Raw genomic sequence first — 18,276 nt, 5'->3', positions numbered from 1 at the left:
GCTGCCTGATTCGATCGAATATCTATGAGCCGTCATCCCCAGCGCGCCGGTGTGCGCGTGAGTGCCCATCGCCTGCGCCGCGCTGCGCGTATTCTTCATGATGGCGGCGTGGTTGCCCATGCCACCGAAGGCGTCTGGGGGCTGGCCTGTGACCCGTTGGACCCGGCCGCCGTACTGCGGCTGCTCACGATCAAGCGTCGCAAGATCGATCGGGGCCTGATCTTGATCGGCGCCGACAGCGACCAGCTTGCGCCCTTCGTCGCCGCCGACGCGGCCCAGGCATGGAATCGTGCCACCCAAAGCTGGCCGGCGGCTCTGACCTGGCTGTTGCCCGCCGCCGACGATACGCCCTGGTGGCTGACCGGCGCGCACGACACCATCGCCCTGCGCCAGACCGCCCATGCCGACAGCGCCGCGCTGTGCCGGGCCTTTGGCGGCGCACTGGTTTCGACCAGCGCGAACGTCAGCGCACGACCGCCGGTCCGCAATAGCTGGCAGGCGCGAGCGCGCTTGAGTCAGCCGCATGACGGCGTCGACATGATTCTGGGCGGCGTACCGGATACGCCCGGTCGCGCCAGCACCATTCGGGATGCGCGCACCGGCGACACCCTGCGCGGAGGCTGAGCATGAGCGCCGATAGCATCGATTCCGATCGCGTCATCGCCTGGTTTCGCGAACTGCAGGACCATATCTGCCAGCGCCTGGCCGACCTGGAACCGGGTCTGGATTTTCATATCGATGCCTGGCAGCGCCCGGCCGGCGGCGGCGGCGACACCCGCGTGCTCGCCGAGGGCGACACCTTCGAGCGTGCGGGCGTGAATTTCTCGCGGGTCACCGGCGACAACCTGCCGGCCTCGGCTTCCGCACGCCGCCCCGAGCTTGCCGGCCGTTCGTTCATTGCCACCGGCGTGTCGGTGGTCATCCACCCGCGCAATCCTTATGCGCCCACCGCGCACGCCAACGTGCGTTTTTTCGTCGCCGAAAAAGACGGCGAGGACCCGGTGTGGTGGTTCGGCGGCGGCTTCGACCTGACGCCCTATTACCCCTTCGAAGAAGACGCGATTGCGTGGCACGAGGCCGCGCGCGATGCCTGTGCGCCGTTTGGCGACGATCTCTATACTCGCTTCAAGGCCTGGTGCGACGAATACTTCTATTTGCCGCACCGGGAAGAAACCCGCGGCGTGGGCGGCCTGTTCTTCGACGATTTCGACGAGCTCGGCTTCGAGGACAGCTTTGCGTTCATACGCAGCGTCGGCCAGGCGTTTATCGATGCCTATGTGCCGATCGTCGAACGCCGTCGTGACCACGCCTACGGCGAGCGTGAGCGCGATTTCCAGCTCTATCGGCGCGGGCGCTATGTCGAGTTCAACCTCGTCTACGATCGCGGCACCCTGTTCGGCCTGCAATCGCGCGGGCGTACCGAGTCCATCCTGATGTCGATGCCGCCGCTGGCATCGTGGCAATATGGCTACAAGCCCATACCCGGCAGCCCCGAAGCCGCGCTCTACGAGGATTTTCTTCGCCCTCGCGACTGGCTCGGCGAGAATTAAGCCGTAAGCCGGTCGAAGGATGAGATTCGTCACGCGATGCATATCACGCTCACCGAACTGCGCTATCTGATCGCGCTCGACAAGGAACGCCATTTTGGCCGGGCCGCCAAGCGCGCCTTTGTGAGTCAGCCCACGCTGTCGGTGGCGGTCAAGAAGCTCGAAAGCGAGCTGGGCGTCACCGTATTCGAACGCAATCGCGGCGAGGCCCGGGTCACGCCGATCGGCCGCCGCATCATCGAACAGGCCTATCGGATTCTGGGCGAGGTCAGCGCACTGGAAACGGTGGCCGAACAGGGCCGCGACGAGCTCAAGGGACCGCTGCGGCTGGGCGTGATCTATACCGTCGGCCCTTATCTGCTGCCACACCTGATTCCGGCACTGCGCGAAAGCACGCCGGACATGCCGTTGATCATCGAAGAAAACTTTACCGGCGCGCTTACCCAGCAGCTGCGTAACAACGAACTCGACGCGGTAATCGTGGCCATGCCCTACGAGGTCGGCGGTTTGGCAAGCTGGCCGTTGTACGACGAGTCGTTCGTCGTGGTTATGCCACAAACGCACCGCTGGACCCGGCGCGACGAAATCGATGCCAACGAACTCGCCGAGGAGGATCTGCTCCTGCTCGGGCCAGGGCACTGTTTTCGCGATCAGGTGCTCGCGCTATGCGAGGACTGTCGCGACCGCGAGCGCGAACGTCAGCCCCATTCCGGCTCCAGCCTGGAAACCATTCGTCACATGGTCGCCAGCGGCCTCGGCGTGACGGTACTACCGCGCTCGTCGATCCCCGGCCTGTCGGAAGAGTCGCGCCTGCTGGAAACACGCCCCTTTGCCGGCGATGCGCCCATGCGCCGTATTGCCATCGCCTGGCGCAAGAGCTTTCCCCGCCCACGAGCGATTACGGCCCTGCACGATGCGGTCATGCAGTGCGACCCGAGCGGGGTTACGCTGCTGCCCGACGCGGTGGCCGTCAACGTCGACGACGATACGCAAGCGAACTAAGGAAGCTCTGCATAAACCTCTCACGGATCGCGTTCGAGTCCTCACAGACGGTGCGGCAAGGCGTCCAAGCGCAGCGCCTGCCTTTTTGGCAGGTCAAGCTTGGCAACGCAGCCGCGGCGTCTGTGAGGCCGAACCCCTTGCGGGCCGCCGGCTTTGCGCGCGCTTGATCGGCGTCAGTGTTCGCTACCGTGCAACGAGCACGCTACGCTCTCACTTCCTTGTCAATCACGCGCAAAGCACGCCGGCGCGACCGTGACAGATTTATGCAGAGCTTCCCTAACGCCCGCCAGGCTGCCCGCCGTGCGTTACACTCGCGGCTGTGAATAGCTCCAACGCCTCCATCACCATGCGCCTGTGTTTTCTGGCCGTACTATTGCTCTGCGCGGGCACGAGCGTGGCCGCCGACGGCTCTCAACGGGCAGTCTTCCGTGATGCGCTCGCCGCCGCCCAGCAGGGCCGCCTCGACGCGCACCCGGACCTGCGCTCCCAGCTGCAAACCTACCCGCTCTACAACTACCTGAGCGCGGCGGAGTTGCGCTACCGCCTGGACACGAACGCCAACACGGCGCTCGACAGCCAGATCCAGTCGTTCATCAGCGCCAACCCGGACCTGCCGCCAGCTGAAAGCCTGCGCCGCAACTGGCTGCCGAGCCTCGCGCGCCGCGGGCGCTGGTCGATGCTGCTGGCCAATACGCGCGACAGCGACGGCACAACGGCGACCTGTCGCGCCGTCAACGCCCGTATCCAGATGGGCGAAAACCCACGCGACGACGCGCTCGCGCTCTGGCGGGTCGGTCGCAGCCAGCCGGACGCCTGCGACCCGGTATTCGCCTGGCTCGAGCGTCAGGGCCTGCTCGGCGCGGATGAAATTCTCGAACGCGCACGCCTGGCCGTGCTCGCCGGCCAGTATGGGCTGACCCGTTATCTGGCGCGCCAGCTGCCGGCCGATCGGCGCACACAGACCGAACAATGGCTCAACGTGGCCGAAACCCCGGCGAATCTGAACCACGCCTCCGCCGGGCTCGACGGCGATATCGCCGTCTATGCGTTCAAACGCTATGCCCTGCGCAACCTGGACGGCGCGGCCGATCTGTTCACGCCGCTGGCCGACCGCCTGCAGCTCGACGAAGCCCAGCGTCACGACATGAAGCGCCAGCTGGCCCTGCTCTATGCCCAGGGCCAGAAATCGCAGGCCCTGGTCTGGTTCGCGCGCATGGACCATAACCGCATGCGCGACGACGAGCATGCGCTCGGCTGGGAAATCAGGGCCGCGATCTACAACCAGCGCTGGCCGCTGGTGGTCGATGCCATCAACGATCTGCCCCCTGCGATCGCCGACGACGAGGAGTGGCGCTACTGGCACGCCCGTGCACTCGAGGCCATGGGCCGTAGCGAACAGGCCCGCGCGCTGTATGCGCCGCTGGCGAAAGAGCGCAGCTACCACGGCTACCTCGCGGCCGACGCGCTCAACCAGGATTACAGCCTGAATGAACGCCCGCTCGCGGTTGATCGCGCCGTGCGTGCCCGTGTCGAAGCCAAGCCGGCGTTGGCGCGCGCCAACGAGCTGCGCGCGCTGGGCATGGACCATGCCGCCGGACAGGAATGGAATGTCGTAATCGACGGTCTCGACCCGGCCGCGCTCGGCCAGGCCGCACGCATCGCACATGAATGGGGCTGGCATTCGCGCGCAATCATCACCCTCGCCAGGGCCGACTACTGGGACGATCTGGATATCCGCTATCCCACGCCCTACAGCGATGCGGTACGCCAGTTCGCCGACAATAACGACCTCGACCCGGCCTATGTGTTCGCTATCATGCGTACCGAATCGCTGTTTCAACCCGCGATCCGCTCGTCTGCGGGCGCCGTCGGGTTGATGCAGCTGCTGCCGGGCACGGCGCGTCTGGTCGCCCGGCGCATGAACGCGGCCGCGCCGTCGAGCAGCGCGCTGACCGTGCCGGAAATCAATATCCAGCTGGGTACGGGCTATCTCGCGCAGATGCTCGAGCGCTGGGATGGCAACATCGCCATGGCCACCGCCAGCTACAACGCCGGCCCACAGCGCATTGCGCGCTGGCTACCCGATGACGACATGGACCCGACCATCTGGATCGCCAATATCCCCTATACCGAAACCCGCAATTACGTACAGCGGGCGATGTCGCACATGACCGTTTTCCAGTCGCGCCTGCACGAAAACATCGTGCCGCTGGACGACCGCATCGACGACATCAAACCCGGCTACGGCGAACAGACCGCCAGCCGCTAGCGCGCCAAGGCCATGCAACGTTATCTGGTAGGCGGTGCGCTGCGCGACGAATGGCTGGGGCTACCCGTATCCGATCGCGACTGGGTGGTGGTAGGCGCCACCCCCGAGCAGATGAGCGCGGCCGGCTATCGGCCGGTGGGGCGCGACTTTCCGGTCTTTCTCGATCCTGAGAGTAATGAAGAGCATGCGCTGGCCCGCACCGAACGCAAGCACGGGCACGGCTATCACGGCTTCGTGTTCCATACCGGCGCCGACGTCAGCCTCGAAGACGACCTGGTTCGACGCGACCTGACCATCAACGCGATGGCGCGCGGCGAAGATGGCACCGTGGTGGACCCCTGCGGCGGCCGGGCCGACCTTGAAGCACGGGTGTTGCGCCATGTCTCACCGGCGTTCGTCGAAGACCCGGTGCGGCTGTTGCGTCTGGCCCGCTACTACGCACGCTTTGCGCCGCTGGGCTTTCGCGTGGCCGACGAGACGATGACCCTGCTACGGGACATGGTCAGTTCGGGCGAAGTCGACCATCTCGTGCCCGAGCGGGTCTGGGCCGAGACCGAGCGCGCACTCATGCACGACGAACCGCATTTGTTCTTCTACCTGTTACGCGAATGCGGTGCGCTGGCGCGGCTGTTTCCCGAACTGGATGCGCTGTTTGGCGTGATTCAACCCATACGCCATCACCCGGAGATCGACTCCGGCGTGCATACACTGCTGGTTCTTGCTCAGACCGCCGCCGCCAACGAGCCACTTGCAGCGCGCTATGGCGCGTTATGCCACGACTACGGCAAGGCACGCACGCCCACCCGTATTCTGCCCGGCCATCACGGCCACGAAGCCGCGGGCGTGCCGCTGGCCCAGGCCTGCAGTCGTCGGCTGGGCGTACCCAAGGCCGTGCGCGAAGCCGCGGCCGTGGTCACGCGCTGGCATACGCATATCCATCGCATGCACGAACTGCGTCCGGCCACCATGCTGGAGGTGTTCGAAGGTATCGATGCGTTTCGCCGGCCGGAACGACTCGACGTGCTGATCGCCGTGTGTGTGGCCGACGTACACGGTCGCCTGGGCTTCGAAAAACGCCAGTACGAACAGCCGAAGACCGCGCGCGCCGCGTTCGCCGCCGCCCGCTCGATCGATGCCGGCGAGCTCGCCGCGAGCGGGCTGCGCGGACCGGAGATCGGCGCCGCACTCAAACGCGAGCGCGTACGTGCGATAGCCGAGGCGATCGGGCGACGCTGATTACCGGCGGTCACCTCGACCGCGTCAGCCGTTCCATCCAAAGATCGCGAACAGGGCGATGCCCAGAAGCACGCGATAGACCACGAACGGCATCATGCCAACCGATTGCAGCATGCGCAGAAAATAGTGGATGGCGGCAAACGCGCTGATGCCGGCAAGCACGGCGGCCATGGCCATTGAGGCCCAGGCATCCTCCGCAGGGGTTTGCAGCAACAACACCGTTTCGAACGCAATCGCGGCTGTGGTGATCGGAATCGCAAGATAGAAGGCAACGCGCGCCGCAGCCTGACGATTCAGCCCGCATGCACGCGCGCCGAGTATGGTCATACCGGAACGCGAGGCCCCCGGAATCAGCGCGATCGCCTGTGCCAGACCGATGGCCAGATAGGCACGCCAGCCGATCTGATCAGGTTCGCGCGTGCGGGGCGCGCGCGAATCCACCCACCCCAGCGCGATACCGAACACAATGCTCGTGGTCGCGATCACACCGGGGATGCGCAGCATGGATTCGCCGACAAGGCCCAGGACCAGCCCGAACGCGATGGCCGGCATCGTGGCCAGCAGCAGCCCCCAGGCCATAGCGACGTCGCCGTCGCGCCGGCCACGCGTCATGGATTGAACCCAGGCCTGCCAGAGCCGAGCCACGTCGTGCCTGAAATACGCCAGCACTGCGACCAGCGTGCCCAGATGCATGGCCAGATCGAAGCCGAGACCCTGATCGGGCCAGCCAAGAAAATGCGGGACCAGAATGAGATGGGCCGAACTCGAAATCGGCAGAAATTCGGTGATGCCCTGCACGATCGCAAGCACCACCATCTGATACCACTCCATAGACTCGCCCCGGGCAAGGAAACTGTCGGCTGCGTATGTGCGCCTATCGGCCGTAAAGAGCGCGCACTATAGCGTGCGCATGTTCATGCAAGCGTTACGTTTTGGTTTCGGGTGCGTGGTCAGGGCGTCAACGGCGCATCGCGGCTTAGCGCGATGGGCTCGAGCCTGATCGAACGCGCCGCCATTTGCGCCCATAGCGCATCGTAGCGACGGCCGCATACCGGATGACGCGCGGCAGGCAGCAATTCGGCCAAGGGGCCGAGCACGAAGGCGTGGGCAAGAATATCGGCGCGAGGTAGCTCGGGATCGCGCTCGCGTACCGTGTTGCCGAACAACAGCAGATCAATATCGATACACGGCGGCGTCTGGGCGGCCGCTCGATCCCGCCCGCAGGCGGCTTCGATATCGCGCAGCTGAGCGCACAGCTCGGCAAGCGGCGCCGCGGTTTCGAACCGGGCCACGAGGTTCAAGAAATCCGCCCCGGCCATGCCGACCGGCGGGCAGCGATAAACCGACGATGTCGATAATGGGCCGAAGCTCTGTTCGAGAATATCCAGGGCGAGCGCGATGTGGGCATGCGGCGACACGTTGCTGCCGATGCCGACCACCGCCGGCGTCATGCTTCGCTAGAACGCGTCACCCGGACCCCGACATTGGCAGCCTGGTCTATCGCACCCGGCTTGCTGACCCGCACGGTCACCTTGAACGCCTCGAAATCGGCGAGCAGCAAGCGCGCGATTTCCTCGGCCAACGTCTCGATCAGGTGGTAGCGGCTCGCACTCACGAACGCATGGACGCGCTCGGCGACCGCCTGATAATCCAGGGTCTGGTCGACGTCGTCGTCGGCGGCAGCATCGCGGATCGAAAACCCGATATCCAGATCGATGAACAGCCGCTGGGCGGCCTCACGTTCCCAATCGTAGACGCCAATCACGGCATCCACCGCGAGCTGTTCGATGAAGATCGTGTCCAAATCGCCTCCCGAAAACCTGCCTACCGCGGTCTATGCACGGCGGCTACCGTCGATCACGCGCAATAGTATCACCGGTCACCCAACCGCTCGCCAGCAAAATGCCGATCGCGCCGCCCTGCGTGTCGCTATGCGCTCTGCACGCCGGGCACCGTCAGAGTATCCAGCGGCCAACGCGCCACGGCATCGGCACTGGCGATGCCGCTATGCATTTCTTCGGCGCGCAAACTCCCCGCCAGCGCAATCATGGCTGCATTATCGGTACAGAATTGTGACTGCGGGAAATACAGCTCGAATCCGTCCCGCTCGCCGCGCTCGGCCAGCGTGTCCCGCAGGTGGCGATTCGCGCCGACGCCCCCGGCCACCACCAGTCGAGACAATCCGGTCTGTTTGAGCGCACGCGCGCACTTGGCGACCAGCGTATCTACCACCGCCTGCTCGAAGCTCGCCGCGATATCCGCGTGGGCCTGCGGCGTGTCGTCGGCGGCCTTGACCGCGAGCATGACCGCGGTCTTGAGTCCGGAGAAGGAGAAATCCAGCCCGGGGCGCTTGAGCATGGGCCGCGGAAAATCGTGGGCATCGCGCCGCCCGTTCGCGGCAAGCTCGGCCAACGCCGGCCCGCCGGGATATCCCAGCGCCAGCATCTTGGCGCATTTGTCGAAAGCCTCGCCCACCGCATCGTCGAGGCTCTCGCCCAGCACGCTGTAGCGGCCCACCCCGTCGACCCGCACGAGCAGCGTATGGCCGCCGGACACCAGCAGCGCGACAAACGGAAAGGCAGGACGACGTTGTTCGAGCAGCGGCGACAGCAGATGGCCCTCCATATGATGCACGCCCAGCACCGGCAGGCCGCGACTCATGCCCAGCCCCGCGGCAATCGATGCGCCGACCAGCAGCGCCCCAACCAGACCGGGGCCGCGGGTATAGGCGATCCCGGTGAGCTGCGGCGCCCCTGCTTCGTGGGTGACCTGTTCGATCAGCGGCATGAGTTTGCGGATATGATCGCGCGACGCCAGTTCCGGCACCACGCCGCCATAGTCGGCGTGCAGCGCCACCTGGCTGTGCAGCGCATGCGCGAGCAGCCCGTGTTCGCTGTGATAGATCGCCGCTGCGCTTTCGTCGCAGGAGCTTTCGATACCGAGGATGACGTTTTTTCTTTGCAAAGCGCGCGCGCAGGGATTAGACTTCATCGCCTTATTCTAGCCGTCGGGCCACAGCATGCCCATGGCTGGATCGACAAACCGCCGATTTTTCCGGAGAGTGATTGCTCAATGCCTAGCGTACGCGTCAAAGAAAACGAACCGTTCGAAGTCGCCCTGCGTCGATTCAAACGCAGCTGCGAGAAAGCGGGCGTTGTCACCGAAGTACGCCGTCGCGAGTTTTTCGAAAAGCCGTGCCAGACCCGCAAGCGCAAGCGCGCTGCCGCGGTCAAGCGTCATGCCAAGAAGCTCCAGCGCGAGCAGCAGCGTTTCACGCGTCAGTACTAAGCACGGCTTTCGATATCGACGCATATAACAGCGGCCGCAGAGCCGCTGTTTTTCGTTGCAGGGACGCTATTTCGACAGGAGAACGCGCTTGAGCCTAAAAGCCCAGCTACAGGACGACATGAAATCCGCCATGCGCACCCGCGACAAGGAGCGCCTTGCCGTGATCCGCATGCTCATGGCCGCAGTCAAGCAGCGCGAAGTCGACGAGCGTGGCGACCTCGACGATGCCGACGTGCTGGCGGTCGTTGAAAAGATGGTCAAACAACGTCGCGACGCCGAACAACAGTATCGCGATGCCAACCGGCCGGAGCTGGCGGACGCCGAAGCCGCCGAAATCGCGGTGTTGGAAAACTACCTGCCGACCCAGCTGTCCGATGCCGAAATCGATCAGGCCATCGACAAGGCAATCGCCGAAAGCCAGGCAGAATCGATGCGCGACATGGGCAAGGTCATGGGCCTGCTCAAGCCGCAGCTGCAGGGCCAGGCGGATATGGCCGTGGTCAGCCAGCGACTCAAGGCCCGACTGCAGCCGCAATAGCCCGGGCCGGTCGTCTCGCCGACGACCCCCCTCGATCGTGTATCAGCGCCGCGCGTTCGGCGGCGCATGGCAAAAGGGCCGTATCGTTACCGGGATCAGCGGAGGTCTGACCTGTCATGGCGCGCATCCCCCAGGATTTCATCGACCAGCTACTCGAGCGCACGGATATCGTGTCGCTGATCGACGCGCGCGTGCCGCTGAAAAAATCCGGCGCCGAATACGCCGCCTGCTGCCCCTTCCACGACGAGAAGACGCCCTCGTTCACCGTCTCGCCAACCAAGCAGTTCTACCACTGCTTCGGCTGCGGCGCCCACGGCAGCGCGATCAGCTTTCTCATGGAATACGATCGGCTGGAGTTTCGCGACGCCGTCGACGTGCTGGCCCAGCACGCCGGGCTGGAAATCCCGCAGGATGCCCAGGACAGCGCCCCGGCGGGCCCGCCCCGCGATCCCCTGTTCGATGCCATGAGCCTCGCCGATCGTTTCTATCAGGCCCAGCTGCGCCGCGATCCGGGCGTGATCGACTATCTCAAGCGCCGCGGCGTGTCCGGCGCCATGGCCAAGCAGTACGGTCTCGGCTTCGCCCCGGACAGCTGGGACGGACTCGCCCGTGAGCTTCGCGACCAGGCCGCCGCGGCACGCGCCGGGCTGCTGATCGAACGCGACAGCGGCGGTTTCTTCGATCGTTTTCGCAACCGGCTGATGTTCCCCATTCGGGATACGCGCGGGCGCACCATCGCCTTTGGCGGGCGTACGCTGGGCGATGACAAGGCCAAATATCTCAATTCGCCCGAGACGCCGCTGTTTCACAAGTCCGACCACATGTACGGGCTGTTCGAAGCACGCCAGGCGATGCGCGAACTGCCGCGACTGCTGGTCGTGGAAGGCTATATGGACGTCATCGCTCTGGCCCAGCATGGCTTCGCCAATACCGTGGCGACCTTGGGCACGGCGACCACCGCATCGCATCTGACCACGCTGTTCAGGCATACACAGGAAGTGGTGTTCTGTTTCGACGGCGATGCAGCCGGCGTGCGTGCCGCGCGCAAGGCGCTCGATCAGAGCCTGCCGGTCATGCGCGGCGCACGGCGCGTGCGCTTTTTGTTCGTGCCCGAAGGCGAGGATCCGGATTCGATGGTACGCGGCGAAGACGGCATCCAGCGTTTTCAGGCCGCGATAGACGCCGCGCGACCCGCCTCGGCCGTGTTGATGGATGCGCTCACGGATGGTCTGTCGCTGGATTCGCCCGACGGCCGGGCCACACTCATCGAAAAGGCTCGGCCGTACGTCAACGCCCTGCCGCCGGAAGCATTTCGCACCGAACTCATTGGCGAACTCGCACAGCTGGCCCGCCTGCCGGCGGACGATCTGCGCACGTTGTACGCGGGCACGCCTTCAACCTCGAATACCGCGGCCGATAAAGGCCGTATACAGCAAAAAACCCGAGTGACCCCGGTGAGCCGCGCGCTGAGTCTTTTATTTGCCGATACCGCGCTTGCACAGCGCGTACACGAGAGCGCGGCGCTGCGCGAAACCGACGCCCCGGGCGCGACAATTCTCGCCGAGGCGATTGAGTTTTTCGCACAGACCCCAAACGTATCGGTATCGCAGTGGTTGGAACGCTACCGCGAACACCGGTTTTTCGACCGGCTGCAGGAACTGGCGGCCCTGACGCCGCCAGGCGATCCGGACAGCCGCGCACAGGAGTTCGATGAGACCGTTGCACGACTGGGTTCGAATACCGCATCGCTGGCGTCGTTGCGCCGGCGCTACGACGAACTGGTCGACCAACAGAACCGCGGCCCGCTGGACACCGCGGCCGCGAACGAAATGCAGCAGATACTTCTGCAACTCAGACGTTATCGCCAGCAAACCGGTTAGAACGAGGCCGGTCACCGGGCCCACAAGTCGCCGCAACGGGCGCGAGTTGTTACCATGGCCGGTTACCGCAGCGTTCGCCACGCCCCACGAGCCCAACATACGCAGCAAAATCACATGAGCAAAGACAAGAAATCTCAGCTTCGTCTATTGATTGCCCACGGCAAGCAGAAAGGCTATCTGACCTATGCCGAGGTCAACGATACGCTGCCCGACGATATCGTCGATCCCGAACAGATCGAAGATATCGTCAACATGATCAGCGACATGGGCATCACGGTGCATGAATCCGCACCGGAAGATGACAGCCTGCTGATGAACGAGAACACCGTCAACGAAGACGATGACGACGATGCGGAGGAAGCCGCGGCCACGCTGGCCGCGCTGGATCCGCAGTTCGGCCGCACGACCGATCCGGTGCGCATGTACATGCGCGAAATGGGCACGGTCGAGCTGCTCGACCGGCAGGGCGAAATCCGGATCGCCAAGCGTATCGAGGAAGGCCTGGCGGAGATGATGTTCTCGCTGGCCTATTTCCCGGCCACCACCGGGCGTCTGCTCGAGCTGTGGAGCCAGGTCGAATCCGACGACAAGCGCCTGAGCGATGTGCTGGTCGGCTTCGTCGACCCCGACACCGGCGATCCCGTGGTCAACGAGGATGAGTCGGCCGATAGCGACGACGACGACGAAGGCTCGGCGCCGGCCAACGACGGCCCGGACCCGGAAGAAGCCAAGGCCCAGTTCAAGCAACTCAGGAGCCTGCACGAAACCGCGGTTGCCACGCTCGAAAAACACGGCCGCGAACACGAGTCCACGGAAGCAGCGCTCAACGCGCTGGCTACGCACTTCATGCGTTTCAAGCTGGTGCCCAAGACCGCGGACGACCTTACCCTGCAGCTGCGCACCACGATGCTCGATATCCGCAGCATCGAACGCGAAATGCTGGCCATCTGCGTGACCGAGGCCGGCATGCCGCGGCGCGACTTCGTACGCCAGCTGCCGGATAACCTCACCAGCGAAGTCTGGCTCGACAAGCTCATCCGTGCCAAGCGTCGTTATTCGTCGACCATTGCCGGTCGTCGCGAAGACCTGGTGCGTGCACAGGGCCGTATTCGCGAGATCGAGGCCGAGAACGGGCTCAACGTCAATCACATCAAGGAAATCAATCGCAAGATGTCGATTGGCGAGGCCAAGGCTCGTCGCGCCAAGAAGGAGATGGTCGAGGCCAACCTGCGCCTGGTGATTTCGATCGCCAAGAAGTACACCAATCGCGGGCTGCAGTTCCTGGACCTGATCCAGGAAGGCAACATCGGCCTGATGAAGGCGGTGGACAAGTTCGAATACCGTCGCGGCTACAAGTTCTCCACCTATGCCACCTGGTGGATTCGCCAGGCCATCACCCGTTCGATCGCCGATCAGGCGCGCACCATTCGTATTCCGGTGCACATGATCGAAACGATCAACAAGCTCAACCGCATCAGCCGCCAGATGCTGCAGGAAATGGGCCGCGAAGCCACGCCGGAAGAGCTGGCCGAGCGTATGGAAATGCCCGAGGACAAGGTGCGCAAGGTCCTCAAGATCGCGAAGGAACCGATCTCGATGGAAACGCCCATCGGCGACGACGAAGATTCGCATCTGGGCGATTTCATCGAGGACGTCAACGCGGTCGCCCCGGATGACTCGGCGTCGGGCGAGTCGCTGCGCGAAGCCACGCACAATACCCTGGCGAGCCTCACCCCGCGTGAAGCCAAGGTGCTGCGCATGCGTTTCGGCATCGACATGAATACCGACCATACGCTTGAGGAAGTCGGCAAGCAGTTCGACGTGACCCGCGAGCGTATCCGCCAGATCGAAGCCAAGGCGCTGCGCAAACTGCGTCACCCCTCGCGGGCGACGTTCCTGAAAAGCTTCCTCGACGAATAGCCGCCCGGACATCCAGCGCGCCGCCGCTCGGGCGGCGCGTTCGAAATGCGTGGCTCGAACGCTGCGCGGGGCTGTATGTCTCGCGCTCAACCCGTACCCGCGGCGCCGCAATACCCTTTTCGGGCAGGCAGCGATTCGTACCAGATGCGTAATGGACGACCGCCTGGGCGAGCCATTCTTCGCTCACCTTAAGCGGTCTTATCAACCTGAAAAATCGCCCGCCGATCGCGTAGAACGCGCGCATGCGTATGGATGCGCGCTACACACTGCGACCGCGAAACCATTGAGGATAAACGGCGGACAGATGCCGGCGGTGATTTTTCGCTGGCGTTGAAAACAGCTGAAATACTCGGCTGCAGGGGTGCCGGATTAACGCTTGGCACGCACGCAAGCCGCAGCTCGGAGAACGCCCTGCACCCGATCGCCGCTGCGCTTGCCAGCGCATCCAAGCAACGCGTCCGGCCACGACCCTATCGAGGTCGGCAGCCAAGTTTATACGGTGGTGGCGGACGCCCATGGCGGCATACGACCTCGTGCCAAGGTGGCAGCCAAGCGCGTAATTTGGCATGAATGTCGCAAATCATTGCAGGACCTATATCTTCGCGCACTGCGGCCGATACCGTCTCAGTAGATTTCCTTATCGATGTATCGCTGCCGGCGCTATATCAAGCATATTCATGCCTATGTACGAGCGATTCGATCGGATGGCCCCATGACACTGCGGCCGCGCACGTTTCGAAACCAGCTCATGATCGCGCTACTCGGTTTCGTGCTACTCGCCGAGCTCGGGGTGGCGATTTCGATTTTGCACCGCACCTACAACCAGCGTGTCGATCAGGCCCATGACACGTTGCAGGTGGCCAGTCGCGTGCTCGACCGCGTGCTGGAGGTCCGTGCCGAACAATTACTGACGACCGTGAACATCCTGGCTTCCGACTACGGCTTCAAAGCCGCAATCGGCACCCAGGACGAGGCCACGCAGCGCACCGTGATCCGCAATTTCGGCGATCGCGCTCGTGCCGACCTGGCCACGCTTGCCGCCCCGTCGGGCGAACTCATTACCGTGGTACCCCGTACCCAGCCCGAAACCGACGTCGATCCATTCGGCCGCGTACTCGACCGCGCGCGTCGCCTGGGCAGCGCCAGCGGACTCATCATGGTGGATAACCGGCCCTATCAGTACGTGATCGCTCCGGTGAATGCACCGCGGCTGATCGCCTGGGCCGGCATGGGCTTTCTCGTCGATGCCGACATCGCTCGCAACGTGGCAAGCGTGACCGGCGTACACGTCGACTTCATCGTACGCGAAGGCGAGCAGGAACTGTTTTCGACCGGCCCCCAGGACGCGGACGGCGACGTGGCAATCACCGACAGCGATGCGTTCCTGGTAGAACGGCATACGCTGTTCGACGCCGACGGCCACCAGCTCGATGTCGCCCTGTCGTTATCGCGCCACACCGTGCTTTCGCCCTATTACGACATGGCGAGCAGTCTGAGCCTGGTGTTCATAGTCACCATCGGCCTGAGCGCGCTCGTTGCCATCGCCCTGGCGCGGCGCCTCAGTCAGCCGGTGCGCGAGCTAAGCGAATTTGCCGAATCGGTGGCTGCCGGCCATTATCACGAGACGCCTGGCGCCCAGGGCATCGGCGAATTCGATGTGCTCAGCGACGCGCTCAACGACATGCAGATCGCGGTGCGTCAGCGTGAAAACAGGATACGCCACCAGGCCACGCACGATGCTCTAACCGGCCTGCTCAACCGCAACGCCGTGCGCGACGTGCTCTACGAGCAGATGAACAACGACGCGCAGGTCATCCTCGTACGCATCGCGCTGCACGGCTTTTCTCGTATCAACAGTGCACTGGGCTACAAGCTTGGCGACGAAGTACTCAAGACCGTCGCCGGCCGACTCAACAACGCCTGCACCATGGCCCACACGCTGGGGCGGATCGAGGGCAACGATTTCCTGGTGCTGGTCGAATGCCAAGCCGACAACGACGCCGTGCTCGCGACGATCGAACATCTGCGCGCCAAGGTCGAACAACCGTTGCACCTGGAGCACACCTCGATCCAGCTACTGCTTGATATCGGCGTGGTGCGTATACCCGAGCATGCCGACGATATCGAATCCGCCTGGCGACGCACCGTCATCGCACGCGACGGCTCGCGAGCGCAGCGCTGTGCCACCTTCTTCTACCAGCCCGGCATGGACGAGGCGCATCAACGCGAGCTGGCGATCATCCAGGGCATCGCGCCAGCGATCAAACAAGACGAGCTGTCGCTGCTGTACCAGCCCAAGATGGCACTCGGCGACGCCGAGATCGTTCAGGTCGAAGCACTCGCGCGCTGGCACCATCCGAAGCTGGGCGCGATCTCGCCGGACGAATTCATCGGTCTGGCCGAGCGTTCGGGCCAGATCCGGCTGCTCACCGAATGGGTGGTTCAGCGCGTCTGTCGCGATGTCACCGACTGGCGCGAAAACGGCATCACCCTGGGCGTGGCGATCAACCTGTCCGCCGACGAAATCGCCCAGAGCGAACTCGAGGCCACCCTCGAGCCGTTGTTGACCCTGTGCCGGGACCGAGAACGCATCACCCTGGAAGTCACGGAAAGCGCGCTGCTACGCGAGCCACAGAGTGCGCTGCAGAACCTGCGCGCCCTGCAAGGCCGAGGCGCACGTATCTCGGTCGACGACTTTGGCACCGGCTATTCTTCTCTTGCACAGCTCAAAAGCCTGGCGCCGGACGAACTCAAGATCGACAAATCCTTCGTATTCGGCCTCGCCGACACGCCGGCCGACCAGTTCATTGTCGACCTGATCATCGACCTGGGCCATAAACTCGGCCTTGAAGTCGTCGCCGAAGGCATCGAAAACGCCGAGTCGTGGCAGTACCTGCTACATCGCGGCGCCGACATCATCCAGGGCTATTTTCTGTCACGGCCGATGCCCGCCGATACCATCATCACCTGGCTGGCCGAACACGAAGCCAACCGTGATCGTTGGCTCGACTACTCGACCACCAAACAGCCTTGAGTTCCGCCGCAGCGATACCCGAGCATGCGCGTGCCTCGGTCCGAACAACCGCATCACCGTCGCCGGCTGCGCCCCAGCTCTAACCGTACGAGCCGCAATGTCGGCGTCGAGGTCTGCTAGGCCGAGTCGTCGCATTCAAGCACCGACCAACCGCGCCACGGCCAAGCACGGACATAGGCAAGGTTCGCCACTTGTTTCAGTGGGGTCACGGGCGTTGGCCACGACGCGCGTGCTTTCGCACAAGCGCGTTATCAACCCGAACAATCATCTATTGAATAACCTATATTTTCGGGCCGGGCTAATAAGCGAGTAGCGCCCGCATGGGCGAATAGCGACGCCAGCCGAACGGCGTGTGTCGGCAGACCGACCCGCCTGTCACCGCGCTCTGGGCCAATTCATCCTTGGCGACCTACGGCTATCCCGATATAGTGCTCCCCGCGTGTACGGGGCCTGTAGCTCAGTTGGTTAGAGCAGGGGACTCATAATCCCTTGGTCGCAGGTTCGAGTCCTGCCGGGCCCACCATTCGCATGCCGGTTGCGCAGAATAACGCTGCCGGGCCCTAGCGCCCTCCCCCCCACACCTCAAGTGCTGGGATAAGAAGCCGCTCGCCGTATTTCGATTCGCGGGTCTGGTGACTTGGTCGCCCTTCAATCCACTGATCCGGAATTGTTTTGCCCCTCCCGTATCAAGGAATACTTCCTGAAGGGGTCGAGGCCGCGGGCGAGGCCTACAGGCGGTCGGTCGCGCGCTGGTGCAGCCTTAAGAGATCTCCCCCGCCCAGGCTCGCCGTTCAATATCTTATTCCCGACGAGCACCAATGCGTGACGACGCCGCGAGCGCGATGGCGGACAACCCGCCATCACGCCGCAAATACACTGCCTGCCCGCACCCGGCCCTGGCCATCGCCCTGGCCCCGTCAGGACGGCGAGTGGGCTATAAGCCGGTACTCAACATGCCGGCTAGTGTTTTGATTGTCGCCCGATTGCGCTTCGCTGCTGTGCCTGGCCTGCCTGTTGCAGACCCAGCGCACCCGCTCGGCGTGCTCGTGGTGCGTTGCGGGCGGGGGCATCGAAATGTCGCTGCCAGTACTCGCGCGCAGGCGCGCTGAACCAGTGCTGCGGGGACGTATCGAAAACCCATCGCAGGTAGTCGCGCCCGGCCAGATCGACGAGTTCGCACACGTCGCGGTAAGTACCCGCAGTCATGACCCGCGCGGCGATGCGCTCGGCGGGCTCGGTTTCGCCAAGGCGTTCCCGCGGAAAATACTTTTGCGCCATGGCGGCAAGAAAACCGTACAGCGCTTCCGGATGATGTTCGACAGCCGTAATCATGAAAGTCACCTCCGTTGCCGACAGATTCAGGGGGTTCGAGCAACGGCTCGACCCGATCGAATCGAGCCGGCCATCGCCTCAAGTGCCCGCTAGAATGCGGCCCCAAGATGACAAGCCCACGACAGAACGAAGGTAATTTCGATATGACGAACGGGCAGAATAACGGCCGCTCACGGTCCACGGATTACTTTTTTAATTCAAATGCTTGCGAAGCGGGCGAACAGGTGGCG

At 63.9% G+C, this 18,276-nt stretch carries 15 protein-coding genes and 1 tRNA gene; 11 read left to right on the top strand and 5 right to left on the bottom strand.

Annotated elements, in window-relative coordinates:
- The first annotated feature begins 24 nt into the window (after positions 1-24).
- The 5 genes from C84B14_RS04410 to C84B14_RS04390 all read left to right on the top strand — a co-directional run bounded on the left by C84B14_RS04410 (position 25) and on the right by C84B14_RS04390 (position 6,054).
- Positions 25-624 (top strand): L-threonylcarbamoyladenylate synthase, encoded by a 600-nt coding sequence (locus tag C84B14_RS04410; RefSeq protein ID WP_353222155.1) that lies wholly within the window; start codon positions 25-27, stop codon positions 622-624.
- A 2-nt stretch (positions 625-626) separates the two neighbouring features.
- A complete protein-coding gene (gene hemF, locus C84B14_RS04405) occupies positions 627-1,550 on the top strand; it encodes an oxygen-dependent coproporphyrinogen oxidase (protein WP_353222153.1) in 924 nt (307 codons plus the stop codon).
- A 36-nt stretch (positions 1,551-1,586) separates the two neighbouring features.
- Positions 1,587-2,549 carry a hydrogen peroxide-inducible genes activator gene (locus C84B14_RS04400; protein ID WP_353222151.1) on the top strand — a complete coding sequence of 321 codons (963 nt, stop codon included), beginning with the start codon at positions 1,587-1,589 and terminating at the stop codon, positions 2,547-2,549.
- A gap of 319 nt (positions 2,550-2,868) precedes the next feature.
- Positions 2,869-4,818 carry a transglycosylase SLT domain-containing protein gene (locus C84B14_RS04395; RefSeq protein WP_353222149.1) on the top strand — a complete coding sequence of 650 codons (1,950 nt, stop codon included), beginning with the start codon at positions 2,869-2,871 and terminating at the stop codon, positions 4,816-4,818.
- Positions 4,819-4,830: 12 nt separating this feature from the next.
- Complete coding sequence (locus C84B14_RS04390) at positions 4,831-6,054, top strand: multifunctional CCA addition/repair protein (protein ID WP_353222147.1); 1,224 nt, start codon at positions 4,831-4,833, stop codon at positions 6,052-6,054.
- A gap of 24 nt (positions 6,055-6,078) precedes the next feature.
- Here C84B14_RS04390 and C84B14_RS04385 read toward each other — a convergent pair whose 3' ends face one another.
- The 4 genes from C84B14_RS04385 to tsaD form a co-directional block, all read right to left on the bottom strand.
- Positions 6,079-6,885, bottom strand: a complete 807-nt coding sequence (locus tag C84B14_RS04385; protein ID WP_353222146.1) for an undecaprenyl-diphosphate phosphatase — start codon at positions 6,883-6,885, stop codon at positions 6,079-6,081.
- 119 nt (positions 6,886-7,004) lie between these two features.
- Positions 7,005-7,505, bottom strand: coding sequence for a 2-amino-4-hydroxy-6-hydroxymethyldihydropteridine diphosphokinase (gene folK / locus C84B14_RS04380; protein ID WP_353222144.1), 501 nt, complete (start codon positions 7,503-7,505; stop codon positions 7,005-7,007).
- Positions 7,502-7,858, bottom strand: a complete 357-nt coding sequence (gene folB / locus C84B14_RS04375) for a dihydroneopterin aldolase (protein ID WP_348767407.1) — start codon at positions 7,856-7,858, stop codon at positions 7,502-7,504. Before folB ends, folK begins: the two co-directional genes overlap by 4 nt.
- Positions 7,859-7,983: 125 nt before the next feature.
- Positions 7,984-9,045, bottom strand: coding sequence for a tRNA (adenosine(37)-N6)-threonylcarbamoyltransferase complex transferase subunit TsaD (gene tsaD / locus C84B14_RS04370; RefSeq protein ID WP_353222142.1), 1,062 nt, complete (start codon positions 9,043-9,045; stop codon positions 7,984-7,986).
- A gap of 81 nt (positions 9,046-9,126) precedes the next feature.
- Here tsaD and rpsU point away from each other — a divergent pair, with 81 nt between their 5' ends.
- From rpsU to C84B14_RS04340, 6 genes are all read left to right on the top strand, one after another.
- Positions 9,127-9,342, top strand: a complete 216-nt coding sequence (gene rpsU, locus C84B14_RS04365) for a 30S ribosomal protein S21 (RefSeq protein WP_006915178.1) — start codon at positions 9,127-9,129, stop codon at positions 9,340-9,342.
- Between the two features lie 88 nt (positions 9,343-9,430).
- A complete protein-coding gene (locus C84B14_RS04360; protein ID WP_348767409.1) occupies positions 9,431-9,880 on the top strand; it encodes a GatB/YqeY domain-containing protein in 450 nt (149 codons plus the stop codon).
- Positions 9,881-9,996: 116 nt separating this feature from the next.
- Entirely contained in the window at positions 9,997-11,760 is a 1,764-nt protein-coding gene (gene dnaG / locus C84B14_RS04355; RefSeq protein ID WP_353222141.1) for a DNA primase, read from the top strand.
- Between the two features lie 54 nt (positions 11,761-11,814).
- The gene (rpoD, locus tag C84B14_RS04350; RefSeq protein WP_353222140.1) at positions 11,815-13,680 is read left to right on the top strand and encodes an RNA polymerase sigma factor RpoD; all 1,866 of its coding nucleotides are present in this window, start codon (positions 11,815-11,817) and stop codon (positions 13,678-13,680) included.
- A 712-nt stretch (positions 13,681-14,392) separates the two neighbouring features.
- Positions 14,393-16,714, top strand: a complete 2,322-nt coding sequence (locus tag C84B14_RS04345; RefSeq protein WP_353222139.1) for a putative bifunctional diguanylate cyclase/phosphodiesterase — start codon at positions 14,393-14,395, stop codon at positions 16,712-16,714.
- 446 nt (positions 16,715-17,160) lie between these two features.
- Positions 17,161-17,237: transfer RNA gene (locus tag C84B14_RS04340), tRNA-Ile, on the top strand.
- Between the two features lie 437 nt (positions 17,238-17,674).
- On the opposite strand, the gene C84B14_RS04335 is transcribed toward C84B14_RS04340, so the two are convergent.
- Positions 17,675-18,046, bottom strand: a complete 372-nt coding sequence (locus tag C84B14_RS04335) for a hypothetical protein (RefSeq protein WP_353222137.1) — start codon at positions 18,044-18,046, stop codon at positions 17,675-17,677.
- Between the last annotated feature and the right edge of the window lie 230 nt (positions 18,047-18,276).

Source organism: Salinisphaera sp. C84B14 (genome assembly GCF_040361435.1).
In the GTDB taxonomy this organism is placed as follows: domain Bacteria; phylum Pseudomonadota; class Gammaproteobacteria; order Nevskiales; family Salinisphaeraceae; genus Salinisphaera.
Note: the sequence above shows the minus strand (reverse complement) of the source record. Positions and strands in the feature narration are given on the sequence as shown.